The organism is Roseiconus nitratireducens (assembly GCF_008629675.1).
GTDB classification, from domain to species: Bacteria; Planctomycetota; Planctomycetia; order Pirellulales; family Pirellulaceae; genus Stieleria; species Stieleria nitratireducens.
Genome location: NZ_VWOX01000002.1, coordinates 475345 through 490325, shown reverse-complemented (window position 1 = coordinate 490325; position 14981 = coordinate 475345). Strand labels below are relative to the sequence as shown.

Genomic DNA, 14981 nt, shown 5'->3' with positions numbered 1-14981 from the left:
ACGCTCTGGCGAGCGTAGCTGCTCGCATTCAGACAGAGCTTGGTGCTACGCGGCTGACGCGAGGCTAATTTCGGATGGACAGTAGTAATTCGTGGTCTGACAGCAATTGAAATTGGATGGTCGGCGGAATGTCTTCAATCGGGCCGATCAACCGAATGGAATTCGCGATTCGCCTTGCTTGGTCGTCGGCCGGAGATGAAGTCTCGGTCGATTGCAGCAATCCCGCGTGAAAATCGATCCAGTCGTGACTGCGGATGACGGATTCAAAGGTCAAAGCCGTCTCTGGTTGCACGGCCGAGTCGTGATTCATTCGGTCAAAGATTTCATCGCGCAGTCGCTGAATTGCCGGTGGAGACGTTTCGAATTGCGTTCGCAAAACGTTCCAACGTCTCAGACGCCTGCCAACCGCTGCACTTCCCATCAACACGGTCAGCGCCGGTGCGAACCACAACCCCAATAGGATGGGAGCGAACCAGGGAAGCAGATGCGGTGCCCCGATGGACAGCAAGAGGGTCAGCCCGGCGGCCACCCACAGGGCGGGACGCGATTCGGCGAACGCCTGGCGCCAGGTGATTCCATGTTCTCCGCGTTGTTGGGCATCCCACGACACGCTGAAGCCGGCCAGGTTCGAACCGACAAAACGCGTGTGGTGCAGCGCCATGATGGGAGACATCAGGATGGAGATCAACGTTTCGGTGACGGCTCCGGTGAGAACCGCAAAGAACCCGCCTCGTTGCCGCATCGCCGGTCGGTCGAGACAGCAAATCGCCAGAGCCAGTAGTTTCGGCGTGGCCAGCACCACCATGGTTGCGACAAACAATGCGAGACCATAGTCGGGCCAGGGCTGACCGATTGCCTCAGTGCCGAACGCAATCACCAGGGTCGTGGCCAGGAACAAGATCCAAATGGGTGATGCGCAGTAGCTAAGCACTCCGGTCAAGAAATGAAGTCGGCTGAGCGGACGGAAACCTTCGCTGATCAACAGGAAGGCATGTTGAAGATTGCCTTGGCACCACCTTTGGTCGCGTTTCGCGAAATCTCCTAGCGTCGTCGGACATTCCTCGTAGCTGCCGCCCAGGGAGTCCGCGATTTCGACTTTGTAACCGGCCCGCGACATCAAGGCGGCTTCGACGAAGTCGTGGCTGAGGATTTCACCTCCCAGCGGCGCTTCACCCGGCAATCGGGGAAGTTCGCAATGCTTGATGAATGGCGCCATTCGGAGGATGGCGTTGTGACCAAAGTAGTTCGCGTCCGGGCCGGAAAACCGAGAAAACCCGGCCGTGAAGATCGGGCCATAGACGTCGCTTGAGAATTGCTGGATCCTGGCCAGCAGAGAATCCCGTCCGATCGGAACCGGCGGCACCTGGTAGATCCCCAACCGATCGTCACGGTCCATTCGGCGGACCATCGCCAGCATCGTCTCGCCTTCGACCAGCGAGTCGGCGTCCAGGACAATCATGTAGTCGTAGTGGCTGCCCCACTTGCGACAGAACTCCGAGATATTCCCGGCTTTGCGAGCCACATTGTTACTGCGGTGACGGTAATGAACTCCGCACCGGCTTTCGGGAAACTCACGCCGTAATCGGGCGACCAACTTCTTCCAGGCTGCCTCTTCGGCCAACCAGATCGAGATTTCGCGGGAGTCGCTGAGGACAAAGAAATCGAATCGGTCACTCATGCCCGTCGCCGCCAACGACCGATACATCGCCTCCACGCCCGCGAACACGTCGCTGGTCGACTCGTTGTAGATCGGCACCAAGACGCTGGTCCGCTTGTTTGGATCCGGCGGAGCGATATTGGGTAACCGTTCCTGTTTTTGAATCGTGATTCGGTCGCGGAACAATGACACGAACCCGAGAATCGCAATGGCCAGCGAAAAGGACAGCCACACCGCGAGGATCGCGAACAAGACGGCAGACACCCACTCCATCGGACTGACCAGGCTATCCGCTCGCAACACGCATTGATACATCATCAACGCGGCGACGGAGACGGTTAGGGTAACGGCAAAGACAAAGACACGTTCTGCGCGCATCGGTAGATTCTCCATCGACGGTCGGAGCTTACGCGAAGGTCCGATCGACGGGGTTTACAACAGATGTTCGGTCCACGCGCAGTGCAACGCGCGGAATTGATTGGACGAAAACGGAAACGATCTTCAGTCGGTGGTTGCGTCTCGAGTCAGCGTTAGGACGCCGCTTGGAGAGAAGACACGCCGCAAGCGTTCCGCCATCATCTTCCATTGGTCCGCGTACCATTCCATTCGCAATGGCCCCATCAGCCGAAGTTCGATGGGATGACCCATCTCCACACGTTTCATTTCAGGTAAGCGCCAAACCGATTCCGGTAAGGCGTTCACACTGACGGCCACATCCGTGTCGGCAATGGTTTGCAAATCGTTTTGCGTGTTCATGTGTTTCAACTGGGTACAGGTTGTGAAAAGAAACAACGAAGAGAAGAGACCGAGCAAACTCGCTGATGATCGTCGAGCTCTGCACAGCGGAAGCGCAATTGGCAATCGGTGTGCCGACTGATCGAACCATAAGGATCCGTCGGCATCTGTCGACGGATCGGATCAACATGAAAAAGCTAGCGGGCACGACATCAGTCGCTGCCGCGGATTTTTGGATCGCAATCCGCCCCTAGCGATGTTTGGATTTCGTGATCTTTTTTCGCGGGACCATGACAGGCCCAATCCTGCCGTTTCGCGCCTGCTCGAAGATCGTTCAGGAGAGGACGGTTTTCGTGCACCACCGGATCGGCCGCGGTCCTTCCATCGATTGCAACGGTCGATGTCCTTTCTCTGCTCGCCGACGTCCGTCGCGTGCGCCCGGCCATCAGTCTGCGGTGGTTGCAACCCCACCCGAGTTCGGTGTTGGTCGAAGGATCGTTTCCACGTGCGGCCCAGCAATTAGCGCGACCCATTACCAACAGCGACAGCAGTTCCGCAGCAGCGACGTGCGGAACTTCGTCGCGGCCGTGTGGCAGGCGGGGCATGGCTCAGAAGCGGGGGGCGGCGTCGTTTTTCGCGAGGGATACCGTAGTGCGGGCTAGAGTTTGGTTGCGGGGCTGGCTGCAGCACTGCGGTTGCCGGGAACCGACGCACCGAACTGAGCGTATAGGAAGGATGATGGCCTTTTGGTGTCTCTAGAGGCGGGCTATATTCCGCAATCGGTCGGCAATTCGCGAGTTGTGGTTGCACCGCGGTCGCTTTACCGCGACGCATCGCGAATTCGCTGCGCCGATCCCCCCGCCCCATCGAACTGCCTTCCATCCGCCGGAACCGAACGGACGCACGTCGTTCCAAAGGCCCGGCATCGTTCCCTCGCCTCGCACACGGAAAGAGTCCGGATGCATCGCCGCCACTTCCTCTTGTCATCGCTCGCCGGTGCGGGCGCGACATTTGCTCTACGGGGCCGTCCGGATCAAGCTTCGATGGCGGGGGACCGAGAGGATGCCACCGGGCGTGTTTTGGTATCGAAACAGGTGGATGGTTTGTTGTCAGATGGACCAGGCGACGCGGAGTCGCGGTTGTTGAACTTGATGCAGGAGCGTTGCTACCGCTTCTTCTGTGAGGCCGCCGATGGCGTGTCGGGTCTGATCCCGGACCGTGCGCCCCTCAAGGATTCTGGCAACGGAAAAATTGCGGACCGTTATCGGGTTGCCAGTTCTGCTTCGTGTGGATTCGGGTTGGCTGCCTACGCGGTTGGGATGCAAAACGGTTGGGAGTCGCCTGAGGATGCTGGGCGACGCTGCGAGCGATTGTTACGGACGTTGGTGGACAAGGTTCAACACGAACGTGGTTTTCTCTATCACTTCGTCGATCGGCGCACGGGACGTCGAAGTTGGCGTAGCGAAGCTTCCTCGATCGACACGGCTCTTGCTGCCGCCGGCGCGATGGTTGCCGGGTCGGTCTTTGGCGGCCGGATCGCGGAGCTGGCGGATCAATTGATCGATCGGATTGACTGGCAGTGGATGCTGAACGGATCTGACACGTTGTCGATGGGGTGGACGCCGGAAGACGGATTTTTGTCATCGCGTTGGGATCGCTACAGCGAGCTGATGGTGATGCTACTGATTGCCATTGGTGCTCGTCGTTCGCCGATTGACCCCGCATGTTGGTACGCCTGGAACCGTTCGGAGACGTTGCATTGCAACGGTCAACCGTTTGTGACCTACGCTCCGCTGTTTGTTCACCAGTACTCACACGCCTTTTTCGATTTTCGCCGTTGGGTGCTGCCGGACGATTTTGATCCGTGGCAAAACTCCGTGCTCGCGCATCGGGCGCACATCGAATACCTGAAAGGTTTGGGACAGCGATACCCGGACCGATTCGGCCACTACGACCAATCTCTGTGGGGCGTGACCAGCAGTGACAGCGCCAGCGGCTATCGCGACTGGGGCGGCCCCTACCGGGACGGTTGTTTTGAACCGGCACGCGGGATGGATGGGACGGTCGTGCCCAGCGCTGCGGCCGGCGCGTTGCCGATGGTTCCCAAGCTGGCGTTGCAAACGCTGCGTCACCAATTTGAAATGTACGGTTACGCGATTTTCGGACGCTACGGGTTCACCAACGCGTTCAACCCGGCGACCGGATGGATCGGTCCCGACGTGGTGGGGATCGACACCGGGATCAGCCTGCTGATGGCCGAGAACCTGATGCGCGAGAGCGTTTGGGATGCGTTCATGAAGCATCCGGTCGCCAAGAACGCGATCGACCGCTTGGGCTTCACCCCGCGAGCGGAAACCGCGTAAAGTCCCTGCCGGATGGATTCAGCCGGTTGGTGACGATTCCGAGTCCGGTTTGCGGTTTCGTCTCAGCTGGCCGCAGGCGGCATCGATTTCATCACCCTTGCGTTGCCGGAACTTCACATTCACTCCGCCGGACTCCAAGATCTGACGGAACTCTTGAATCGCCGACTTGGTCGGCGTCTGGTAGGACAGCCCCGCAACCGGGTTGTAGGGAATGACGTTCAACATCGCGGTCCGCTTGCGCAATCGTTGGACCAGTTGGCGGGCGTGCTCGGGACGATCGTTGACGTCGCCCAACAGCACGTACTCGAAAGTCAATCGCCTTCCGCTGGCGTCGAAGTAGCGATCGGCGGCGTCCAACACGGCATCGATACCGATCTTGCGATTGACCGGGACCAATTGGTCCCGCAGCGCCTCGTTTGGGGCATGCAGGCTGACCGCCAAATTGTAGGGGACTCCGTTGGCCGCCAGCCGATCGATGGCCGGCGGCAGTCCAACGGTGCTGATCGTGATGCGGCGGGGGCTGATCCCCAATCCCTCTTGGCTTTTTGCCGCGTCCAATGCCCCCAGGACGTTCTGCAAATTGGCCAGCGGTTCGCCCATTCCCATCATCACGATATGGCTCAGCCGTTCGCCTTCGCCGAGCCGCGCCTGCAGCCGCAGCATCTGCTCGACAATCTCGCCCCGGGTCAGGTTGCGGTCGACGCCGTCCAAACCACTGGCGCAGAACACACATCCCATCGCGCAGCCCACTTGGCTGCTGACGCAGATACTTCGCCGGTTCCCATCTCGCAGCAGAACGCACTCGACTTCGCCACCATCGGCCAACCGCACCAGCAGTTTGTCCGTCCCGTCCCGGCTGGTCTGAACGGCAGCTTCGCTGGCCAGGAAGACGTCGAAATGCTGCTCCAGCAGATCCCGCAACCCTTTCGGCAGGTCACTCATCTGCTGAAAATCTGGCTGGCGTTTTTCGTACACCCATCCGAAGATCTGTTTGGCACGAAACTTGGGTTGCCCCTGGTCGACCAGCCATTGTTGCAACTGTTCCAGCGAACAATCCAGCAAGTGGCGTTTTCCCGCGGGCCGAGGGGCGGCGTCTGCGGCGGTCGACGATCCAATGACGGGAAGACTCACGAGCGATCAGATGCGGTTAAATGGGAAGGGCGACCGAGGACCTACCGGTCGAGCGGAGCGGACTCGTGGCGAGGGCGGGAAACGGCGGGGGGCGGACTCGACAACGCCAGGCGAAACGTCGTAATCTTAAACATCCGTTCCGATGCGGCCCCGCGTCGCCCCCCGGACCTCTTTTCGATCCTGCAGTTTAACGTTCCGATGAAGAATTTCGAAGTCGACGAATCCGAAGCCCTGGAACGATATTTGGCGCTCACGGCGATCCGCGGCCGGAGTGGCGAGGAGAAGGACGTCGCCGATGAAATCGTGCATCGACTGGTCGATGCCGGCCTGGATCCAGATCATCTGCAGTTCGACGGGGCGGAGCGGCGAACGCGGATTGCCGGCAACTGCGGTAACCTGATCGTCCATCTTCCAGGATCCGGAGACGGCCCGCGGACGCTGCTGAGCGCGCACATGGACACCGTCCCGATTTGTCTCGGATCGGAACCCTACGTTGATGGCGATCAGGTTCGCAGCCGCGGTGCAACCGGCCTGGGGGCCGACGACCGCAGCGGATGTGCGGCGATTCTGACCGCCGCGATTGCTCGGCTGCGTCACGGCGGAGACTCGCTGCCGCCCGCCGTACTGGCCTTCTTCATCCAGGAAGAGGTCGGTCTGGAAGGGGCACGGCACTTGGATGTCAGCCGAATCGGCAAGGTTGACCGCGCGTTCAACTTCGACGGTGGTCCCGTTGAGAAAGTCACCATCGGTGCAATCGGTGGTGAGCGGATGGAAATCACGCTGACCGGCATCCCCGCCCACGCCGGTGTGGCACCGGAAAACGGGGCCAGCGCGATCGTGATGGCGGCGCGGGCCATTGCCGATCTGGATGCGCGAGGTTGGCTTGGGCGAGTCGAAAAAGAGCAAGGAGTGGGGACGGCCAACGTCGGTGTCATCCAAGGCGGTGAAGCAACCAACGTGATCACGCCCGCGGTCGTGATGCGCGCCGAAGCAAGGAGTCACGACCCGGCGATGCGTACCAAGATCGTGTCGGAATTGCGATCCGCATTCGAATCCGCTGCCGCCTCGGTACAGAACGCCGAAGGCCTTGGCGGTGAATGTCAGTTCCGTTCGCACGTGGATTACGAGGCGTTCCGGTTGCCGGAGGGCGATCCTTCGGTCGACGCTCTGGAGGATGCCATCCGCGGGTTGGGGCGAGAACCCTACCAGAAGTTGGCCGGCGGAGGCTTGGATGCGAATTGGCTGGCCCAGCACGGAATCAACGCCGTCACCGTCGGGTGCGGACAGCAAAACATTCACACCGCGGATGAACGGCTGCAGATCCCTGACTATTTCGACGCGTGCCGAATCGCCACGCACTTGATCGGTTCTCACGGGCCATCATGAACGACGATCAAATCGTTTGCCTTTGCTTTGGGGTGCGTCGACGCAAGTTGGTGCAGTTCATTCGCACCCGCCGCCCACGGGCCGTATCGCAATTGTCGGATTGCTTCGGGGCGGGAACGGGGTGCGGTTGGTGTCGTCCCTATCTGGAGCAGTTGTGGAGTTCGGAGTCGCCGGAGTCTGAAACCTTGCCGGATGCGCAATCCTACGCCGAGGCACGCGAACAGTATCGCGAACGCTCTTCCTGACTTCCTGAGCGACGCCGTCGCCTGGGACGTCGTGCAGAATCCGCAGGACCAGGTCGGGAATTGGCGGAGCCATCCGGCAGCATGCCGCAGGGGCAGCATGCCGAAGGGGCAGCAGACGAGTACAGGTGGTGGCCGGCTCAGGCCTGGATTCAGGGCAAGCGAGCCAAATGCGGCGGCGGCCGAGCAACACCGTCGCCGTTGGTCGTCGCTCCCCGACCGCACCCCCACGCTTATCGGAAGCGTTAGAATCGCGTGCTTTCCATCCCGCTTCTCCCACCGTCCCCCGCACCGATGAAACTCCCCTCGCTATCGACCTTCGCGCTGGCCGCACTGTTCATCCTTGCCCCAACCGGCATGCTTGTGGCCGACGCCGCGGACCAAACCAACATCATTTACATCATGGTGGACGACCTGGGTTACGGAGACCTGGGGTGCTACGGCCAGGAGACGATTCAAACGCCCCATTTGGATCGCATGGCAAGCGAAGGGATGCGTTTTACCGATCACTACGCCGGACATACCGTCTGCCGTCCGTCCCGTTTGGTTCTCTGGACGGGGTTGCACGTTGGCCATACCGGGCTGATGGGCAACCGACCGCGATCGTTCACCGGAACGGAACTGACCGTGGCCAAGCGGTTGCAGGAAGCTGGATACGCGACGGGCGGTGTCGGCAAGTGGGCTTTGGGCAACGTTGACGCGCCGTCGGAAATCGACAACGAAGGCCATCCGAACCGCAACGGATTCGATTTCTGGTACGGCTACATGAACCAAAGCAATGCGCACAACTATTACCCACCGTACTTGTGGGAGAATCGGCGGCAGGACTTTCTGGACGGTAACGTGTTGATGGAGGCCCCGAACGCCAGGGGACGCGTTTCGAAGGAGCGTGTGACCTACTCACACGACAAGCTGACCGAGGCGGCGTTCGGTTTTATTCGACGTCACCACGAGCGGCCATTTTTGCTGCACATCCACTGGACCATTCCCCACGCCAACAACGAGGGCGGTCGGGTACTCAATGACGGCATGGAGGTCCCGGACTATGGAATTTATGCGGACCGGGATTGGCCGAACCCCGAGAAGGGTTTTGCCGCGATGATCACTCGCATGGATGCCGATGTCGGCCGCTTGTTTGCGCTGTTGGGGGAGCTGAAGATCGATAACCGGACCCTGGTCCTCTTCACCTCCGATAATGGTCCGCATCGCGAAGGGAAACATGACCACGAATTCTTTGATTCCAACGGTCCGCTGACCGGATACAAGCGATCGATGCATGAGGGGGGGATTCGAGTGCCGATGATCGCCCGCTGGCCGAACAAGATCGCTGCCGCATCTGTCTCGGATCATGCGAGCGCGTTCTGGGATTTTTTTCCAACCGCCTGCGACGTCGCCGGAATCGATCCGCCGACCGGTCTGGACGGACTTTCTTACCTGCCGACATTATTGGGAAACACCGACGCCCAGAAAGAACATGAATACCTGTATTGGGCAAGTCAGGAGGGAGACACTTCGCTTGGCGTCCGGATGGGAAAATGGAAGCTGGTGCGCTATCGAAAGGATCGAAACGGACAGCCTGATTTTCGACTGTACGACCTCAGCCAAGACGTGGGGGAAACCAACGACGTCGCCGCAAAGCATCCGAAAATCGTGCAGCGGATGGTTGGCGTCCTGCATCGAGAGGACCTGCCGCTCGAACCAAGCTCTCGCCCCTAGCAATGTCCGATCACGTGCCGCGACGTGGGCCGGTTTGACGGTGGGACGATCATTTGGGTGGTGGCGTTAGCCGGACAGCACCATTTTCAATCGACAACGCCGTGATTTGCAGTGCCATAAGCGACAAGGCGCAAGCCGCCGGTTGAGGCGTCAGAACCCGCGGCTAGCGCCACGCGGCTCACGCAAAGTGGCGCTTCCCGGCGGAAAGCCACGCTCTGGCGAGCGTAGCTACTCTTTACTGAGATTTGCAGTGCCATAAGCGGCAAGACGCTCGCCGCCGGTTGAGGCGAGGGAACCCGCGGCGAGCTCCACGTGGCTCACGGGAATTGGCGCTGTCCGTCACGTCGATCTCACTTCAGCGGTCGCGCCCGAGAGTCTGGTTCGCTGCGTCACTGGCAAGATTGCGTTGCCGTGGGCACGCCGCAGTTTTGTTCAGACTGCAAACGTTCACTTGATGCCCAATCCTTCGCCTCGTAGGAATGACGCTGTTCGGGGCCCGCGCCAACCTTCGGTCGGTTGCGTTGCGAGGAAGCGAATGACAATGCGTGGCTCGATGTGTTCCTGGGAGATGAAATCTGGGATCGGCGGCCGACGCATCGCCATCGTTGGGCTCCATGGTTCTCTTTATCCAGTGGTGAATTGATGGGGTCCAGTCTGATTGGGGCAAACGGTCGCCTGGTGTGTTTGGTTGCGATTTGGTGTGTGACGACGGTCGGCCAAGCGGTGCAGCCACCATCCTCCGCCGACGGGGTTCCCGTCAGCGATGAGTTTCGCGAGATGAAAAACCTGTTGGATGAACAGAATGGCTTCGCGGCCGCATCCGATGGACCGGTCATCGACGTGCCACTGACCGACACGGACAACTATCACGACGTCGTAAAGGACGCACTTGAGGAGGCGTCAGGTCAGAGCGGCGCGACGGTACGATTTCCCGAAAATGCCCTGATTCCTGTCCGTCCTCGCCGAACAGGTGCTCGACATATCAAAATGGAAGGCCTGCGGAACTGTGAGGTGGATCTGAACGGATCGACCATCGAGTTTGATCAGGTATCGCTGGGAATCTTGATCGACGATTGTGAATCCTTGACGATTCGAAACGGAACAATTGTTGGTGCCGGCCGTCTGGCCTCGCGGGCGGAGTTCGACAAGCGGCGACGTTGTTTTGTGATCACCGACCACGACGTTCCGGTGGAGAAATTGGTGACGGTGGGAACGGTCCCCGCAGCTGGCGAGCTGTACCGCGAGATCTTTGTCAATCGCGGTAAAGACGTGCAATGGCGATACGATCGAGGAAAGCACGCATTTGTTTATCGTGGAGGCCCCTTTCCTGACTGGCCGGACGGACAGCGGGTGATTCTGCAGCACGAGAACAATCAGGGGCACGCAATCAAGCTGGATGCCGAAAAGCGTTGTCGCAACATCACGCTTTCGGAATTGGTCTTGGTCAACATTCCGGGGATGGGCATCGTCGGAGAAGTCGACGAAGGTTTGACCATCGACCGCGTCGCAATGCTTCCGCACGACGATGCGGTGATGGCCGTGGCCAGTGACGGAATCCATGTCAATCACAGTGGCGGCGGCATCACGATTTCAAACTGCACGATCGAGTTCAGCGGTGATGATAAAGTTAATCTGAATTCTCGCTTCTGGATGGTGGAGGAGGTATCAGGTAATCGAATGATTGTTGGACCGGTCGATCGACCGGGATCGATCAGCAAGTGGGGAGACGTCGGCGATGACGTGGTGTTCTCGACCGACACCTTCGAACCGATCGGAGATCGCGCTTGGACGCTTTCCATGCCCACGACGGAATTGTCAGGAAAACGGCACGAGTTGCTCTTCACCGAATCGGTCCAGGCCATCCAGCCGGGAACGCTGGTCGTCAACCGTGATCGTACCTCCAGCGGTTCAGTGATCCGCGACAACCGCTTCATCGGGACGCGCGGGAGCGGTGTGAAAATGAACGCATCGGATGCGCTGATCGAAGACAACGATTTTGAAAACTGCTACAGCCACGCCGTGGTCAGTCAACATGCGTCGGACCTGTTTTGGGAAGGCGTCTTTCCGCATGAGATCACCCTCCGGAACAATCGCGCCGTCGGTTGCGGGCGACATGAATCGAAGAGCAAGCCGAATCAGGACTATTACTTCGAAGAGGGCGTAGAATCGGTCACGATCGAGTGACCGAACAGTGCTAGCTGGGGTAGGGCCAGCTGGGGTGGGGCCAGGTGGAGGGCGCCAGATGGGGAGCAGACGCGCCGGGGAGCGGTCAACCTGCGCCCTGCCGACGAAGATTGCACGCCGAACTGAGTCTTGCTACTTGTCGGCGGAATCGTTTTGAAGGATCGCGTCGGCGACTTTGGCGGCCAGACGGTTCACGCTGCCTTTTCCGTCCGGATGCAGCCGGTTGCTCAGGAACACGAACACCAAGTCCTGCTGTGGGTCAATCCACAGGACGGTCCCCGTGAAGCCGCCATGTCCAAAGGCGGTTTGGGAAAATTGTTGCGGTCGGTTCGAGGAGTAGGGGGATTCGACATCCCAGCCCAACGCGCGTTGGCCCCTCGGGACGTCGCGCGGCGCGACCATTGTCCGATACGTCTGCACGGAAAAGACCCGTGTTCCTTCCCACTGACCTTGATGACACATCGCTTGTCCGTAGCGAAGCAAGTCTTCCGCGGTGGAAAAAAGTCCCGCGTGACCCGCCACGCCGCCCATTCTGGCGGAGCGGGGATCGTGAACCTTGCCGGTCAACCAGCGTCCGTCAACTTCTTCGGTCGTTGCAGCCCGGTCCCGTAACGACTCCTCCGGCAGGTATCCCGTTTCCTGCATTCCCAAAGGTTCAAAAATCTGTTCATCGGCGAACTGTTGCAACGGTTGACCGCTGACCTTTTCAACCAGTTTTCCCAGCACGATGAATCCGACATCGGAGTAAATGAAGCGTTGACCGGGATCCGCCAAGGGTTTTGTTTTGCAAAGGTTTTCCCAGGCTTGTTGCGCGTCGGGGACGTAGTCGGAAAGCGAATTGTCGGCAATCAAACCGCCGCGATGCAGCAACAGGTCTTTCACGGTGATGGACTCTTTTCCATTCGTCGCAAATTCTGGCAGGTAGTTGGCGACCGGCGCGTCCAAGTCCACCAGGCCACGATCGACCAAGCACATGATGGATGTCGCGGTCGCGACCGGTTTGGTCAGGCTGGCAAGGTCGAACACCGTGTCGGGACGCATCGGCCGGCGGACCGGAACGGTCTGGGCGTCCCCGACGGCGGTGGAGAAAATGACCTTGTCTTTCCGGGACATCATCACCACCGCGCCAGCCATCTGCCCGTCCGTAATCGCATCGCGCAGCAACTGATCGACGGATTGCTCGCGTGTTTCGGCGGATTCCGTCGGTAGTGCGGGATCGCTCCAAAGCTTGACCAGATGCGCGTGCATCCTGGGATCATGCTTCTGCAGTTCGGCTCGGACGAATGGATAAAAATCATTGACCCCCAAAAAAGCTTCCGTCGACTCCGCAAAGTATTCCTTGTGGTTGGTCAGGGCGTAGTGTGGAACATTGCGGCCATCGAACAGCAAGACATCCTCGTATCCTCCACGCGCCTTTGCCTGATCAAACAGCTGCATGATTTCTGGGTCATCAAATCCCAGTACCTGGTCGTGGTAGGCGTGCGCCAGCTCGTGAAGGATGCAATAAGGATGTTTTTCCCAAGTCCGACGATCCAGCAAGTCAGCGGCGCGCGGGATGTGAATGTGTTTTGCCAACGCCGGATCGTGACCGTTGTTTCGCAACCAATCTTCGCTCGGGTGGTACTGCATCGCGCCCAAGCGTTCGTTGTGCCGGTCAATCCAGATAGGGAAGTCTCGAAGTTGCTCGACTTTCGAGTCCGGCAGGATGTAGGTGACGCGTTGCAGATGATTGGCAAGTGCTTTCAGGCAACGCTCTGCCATTGGCATGTCGGCCAACAGTTCCGGGTCAATGCGTACGGTCCAACCCTCCACATTGCGAACGGCAGGTGCGGCGGGCAGAACTCTGCCCTGCCATGAGACGATCAGGAACAACACCAGCAGCCATCGAGCACGTCGATGTGAAAGTGGTCGGAGAAAGTTATTCATAAGGGTTTCGGGGTGGGGCGGATTTCCGATCGGACGGCGGGATGAGGGGCCGGGCAGCAAGTGTTGATGCGGACAGTTTAGCGTATCGCTCACCGTCACTTGGACGCTTGGTGACGCTTTCGCTCCATCATGTGAGCGATGATCGCCGATGCCAGCGCCGGGACGGAAAACGCGGTCGCTAAGGGGACGCAAAGGTGCAATTGCGCGTAGGCCCATCCGCGGATCAAGCCGGCCAAAACGTCCCCCGACATGACGCCGGCGAAACAGGTCAGTGGCGCGATGATGCGATCACGGGTGGAAAAGCCGGCCAGCACCGCGAAGAAGCAGGTGATGAACAGCATCGGCCAGGCTCCATTGGATGTCTTGGCGGTGACTTCATCGACCCAGGTGTAGGTGAGCGAGAAGACGACGGAAGCCGCCAGGAAGCAGAGTGCCAGTCCCCGATAGGGTGGAACCACCGAGGTTTCCGGGACCGGCGGCGCGGCCGATTCAACCTGCCGCGGAGGCGAATAGGGATTGAGCTTGGTCATCCGTTGGGCAGAGGAAATCGCGAGAGACGAATGGTGCAGTCGAATGGTGCCACCCACCAGTCTACAGATGGTGCCATCCACCAATTGGATCGATGGCAGCGGTGCCACCCGGGAAATTCGACGAATAACGACTGACTTGATAAGACGCCGGATTGGTTGACATTTTTTGGGTGTGTGAGATGCTCTCTGTGGGCGTGCCTCGCCCCGCTTGCCGCCGGATTGTCGGCGTGTTCCCTTCCAAACGTTGCTGCCGTGTCGAACCCGGTTGTCCTGTCACTCACGATCCCTTCGCAAGATCGACGCGAAGCCTGCGCACGTTTGGACCGGTGGTTTGACCGCTGTCCGGAGGCGGCCGTCGCATTCTCTGGCGGCGTCGACTCGGCGTTGGTGGCGTTTTGGTCGCGGCGGGTGTTGGGACCGGGGCGCTGCACCGCTTGGGTTGCCGATTCGCCTAGCCTGAAGAGGAGTGACTTGCAGATTGCGGAGCGATTCTGTGCAGAGCACGGTATCCCCTTGCAAATTCTGGAAACTCAGGAGATTCAAGACCCGTCTTACGTCCGGAATTCGCCGGACCGATGCTTCCACTGCAAGAAGACGCTCTACCAAACCTTGATCTCGAAATTGGTGGAGATCCCGCGCGACGTTTGGATTTGCAGCGGAGCCAACTTGGACGATCGAGGCGATTACCGTCCCGGATTGTTGGCCGCCGAGCAAGCGGCGGTCCGACACCCATTGCTGGAATGCGGGATCGGCAAAAGATTGATTCGTGAACTTGCCCGAGAGCACGGGCTAGAGGTGTGGGACAAACCGGCCAGTCCCTGTTTGAGTTCTCGAATTCCGTACGGCCAACCGGTCACGCCGGAAAAGCTCGCGCGTATTGAAGCTGCGGAAGATGTCTTGGCCGCGGCGGGATTCCCGATTTGTCGCGTTCGACATCAGGGAACGGCGGCAAGTGTCGAAGTCCCCAGCACCCGAATGGGCGACTTGGTCGCGTGCTGGTCCGAAATTCACCGGAAGCTGCTGGGTCTCGGATTCACCGCAGCGATGCTGGATCCGGAAGGCTTCGTTTCCGGCAAGCTCAACCGCGAGATCGGCAAGGCGTCGAACTGAG

Annotated in this window: 11 protein-coding genes; 6 read left to right on the top strand and 5 right to left on the bottom strand. The window is 59.5% G+C overall.

The genetic code is table 11. The features are described 5' to 3' along the window. Nucleotides 1-64 precede the first annotated feature (64 nt). Nucleotides 65-2035, bottom strand: a complete 1971-nt coding sequence (gene mdoH, locus FYK55_RS04460; RefSeq protein WP_161604305.1) for a glucans biosynthesis glucosyltransferase MdoH — start codon at nucleotides 2033-2035, stop codon at nucleotides 65-67. A 123-nt stretch (nucleotides 2036-2158) separates the two neighbouring features. Further along, nucleotides 2159-2413, bottom strand: coding sequence for a hypothetical protein (locus FYK55_RS04455; RefSeq protein WP_150075157.1), 255 nt, complete (start codon nucleotides 2411-2413; stop codon nucleotides 2159-2161). Nucleotides 2414-3498: 1085 nt separating this feature from the next. Between FYK55_RS04455 and FYK55_RS04450 the strand changes: the two genes are divergently transcribed. Continuing rightward, a complete protein-coding gene (locus tag FYK55_RS04450; protein WP_235908411.1) occupies nucleotides 3499-4755 on the top strand; it encodes a glucoamylase family protein in 1257 nt (418 codons plus the stop codon). An 18-nt stretch (nucleotides 4756-4773) separates the two neighbouring features. Here FYK55_RS04450 and rlmN read toward each other — a convergent pair whose 3' ends face one another. Next, nucleotides 4774-5886, bottom strand: a complete 1113-nt coding sequence (gene rlmN, locus FYK55_RS04445) for a 23S rRNA (adenine(2503)-C(2))-methyltransferase RlmN (protein ID WP_150075156.1) — start codon at nucleotides 5884-5886, stop codon at nucleotides 4774-4776. A gap of 198 nt (nucleotides 5887-6084) precedes the next feature. Here rlmN and FYK55_RS04440 point away from each other — a divergent pair, with 198 nt between their 5' ends. The 4 genes from FYK55_RS04440 to FYK55_RS04425 all read left to right on the top strand — a co-directional run bounded on the left by FYK55_RS04440 (nucleotide 6085) and on the right by FYK55_RS04425 (nucleotide 11414). Continuing rightward, nucleotides 6085-7272: a M20/M25/M40 family metallo-hydrolase gene (locus FYK55_RS04440; protein WP_150075155.1), complete on the top strand. Its 1188-nt coding sequence runs from the start codon at nucleotides 6085-6087 to the stop codon at nucleotides 7270-7272. Further along, entirely contained in the window at nucleotides 7269-7517 is a 249-nt protein-coding gene (locus FYK55_RS04435) for a (2Fe-2S)-binding protein (RefSeq protein ID WP_150075154.1), read from the top strand. The genes FYK55_RS04440 and FYK55_RS04435 overlap by 4 nt, the downstream gene beginning before the upstream one ends. Before the next feature lie 291 nt (nucleotides 7518-7808). Then, nucleotides 7809-9230, top strand: coding sequence for an arylsulfatase (locus tag FYK55_RS04430; RefSeq protein WP_150075153.1), 1422 nt, complete (start codon nucleotides 7809-7811; stop codon nucleotides 9228-9230). 642 nt (nucleotides 9231-9872) lie between these two features. Then, nucleotides 9873-11414, top strand: coding sequence for a hypothetical protein (locus tag FYK55_RS04425; protein WP_150075152.1), 1542 nt, complete (start codon nucleotides 9873-9875; stop codon nucleotides 11412-11414). Between the two features lie 132 nt (nucleotides 11415-11546). Here the strand turns inward: FYK55_RS04425 and FYK55_RS04420 are convergent, their stop codons facing one another. Next, nucleotides 11547-13340 carry a serine hydrolase gene (locus FYK55_RS04420; protein WP_161604304.1) on the bottom strand — a complete coding sequence of 598 codons (1794 nt, stop codon included), beginning with the start codon at nucleotides 13338-13340 and terminating at the stop codon, nucleotides 11547-11549. 95 nt (nucleotides 13341-13435) lie between these two features. After that, nucleotides 13436-13978 carry a hypothetical protein gene (locus tag FYK55_RS28930; protein WP_161604303.1) on the bottom strand — a complete coding sequence of 181 codons (543 nt, stop codon included), beginning with the start codon at nucleotides 13976-13978 and terminating at the stop codon, nucleotides 13436-13438. A gap of 144 nt (nucleotides 13979-14122) precedes the next feature. Here FYK55_RS28930 and larE point away from each other — a divergent pair, with 144 nt between their 5' ends. Next, nucleotides 14123-14980 carry an ATP-dependent sacrificial sulfur transferase LarE gene (larE, locus tag FYK55_RS04415; RefSeq protein ID WP_235908410.1) on the top strand — a complete coding sequence of 286 codons (858 nt, stop codon included), beginning with the start codon at nucleotides 14123-14125 and terminating at the stop codon, nucleotides 14978-14980. The last annotated feature ends 1 nt before the right edge of the window (nucleotide 14981 follow it).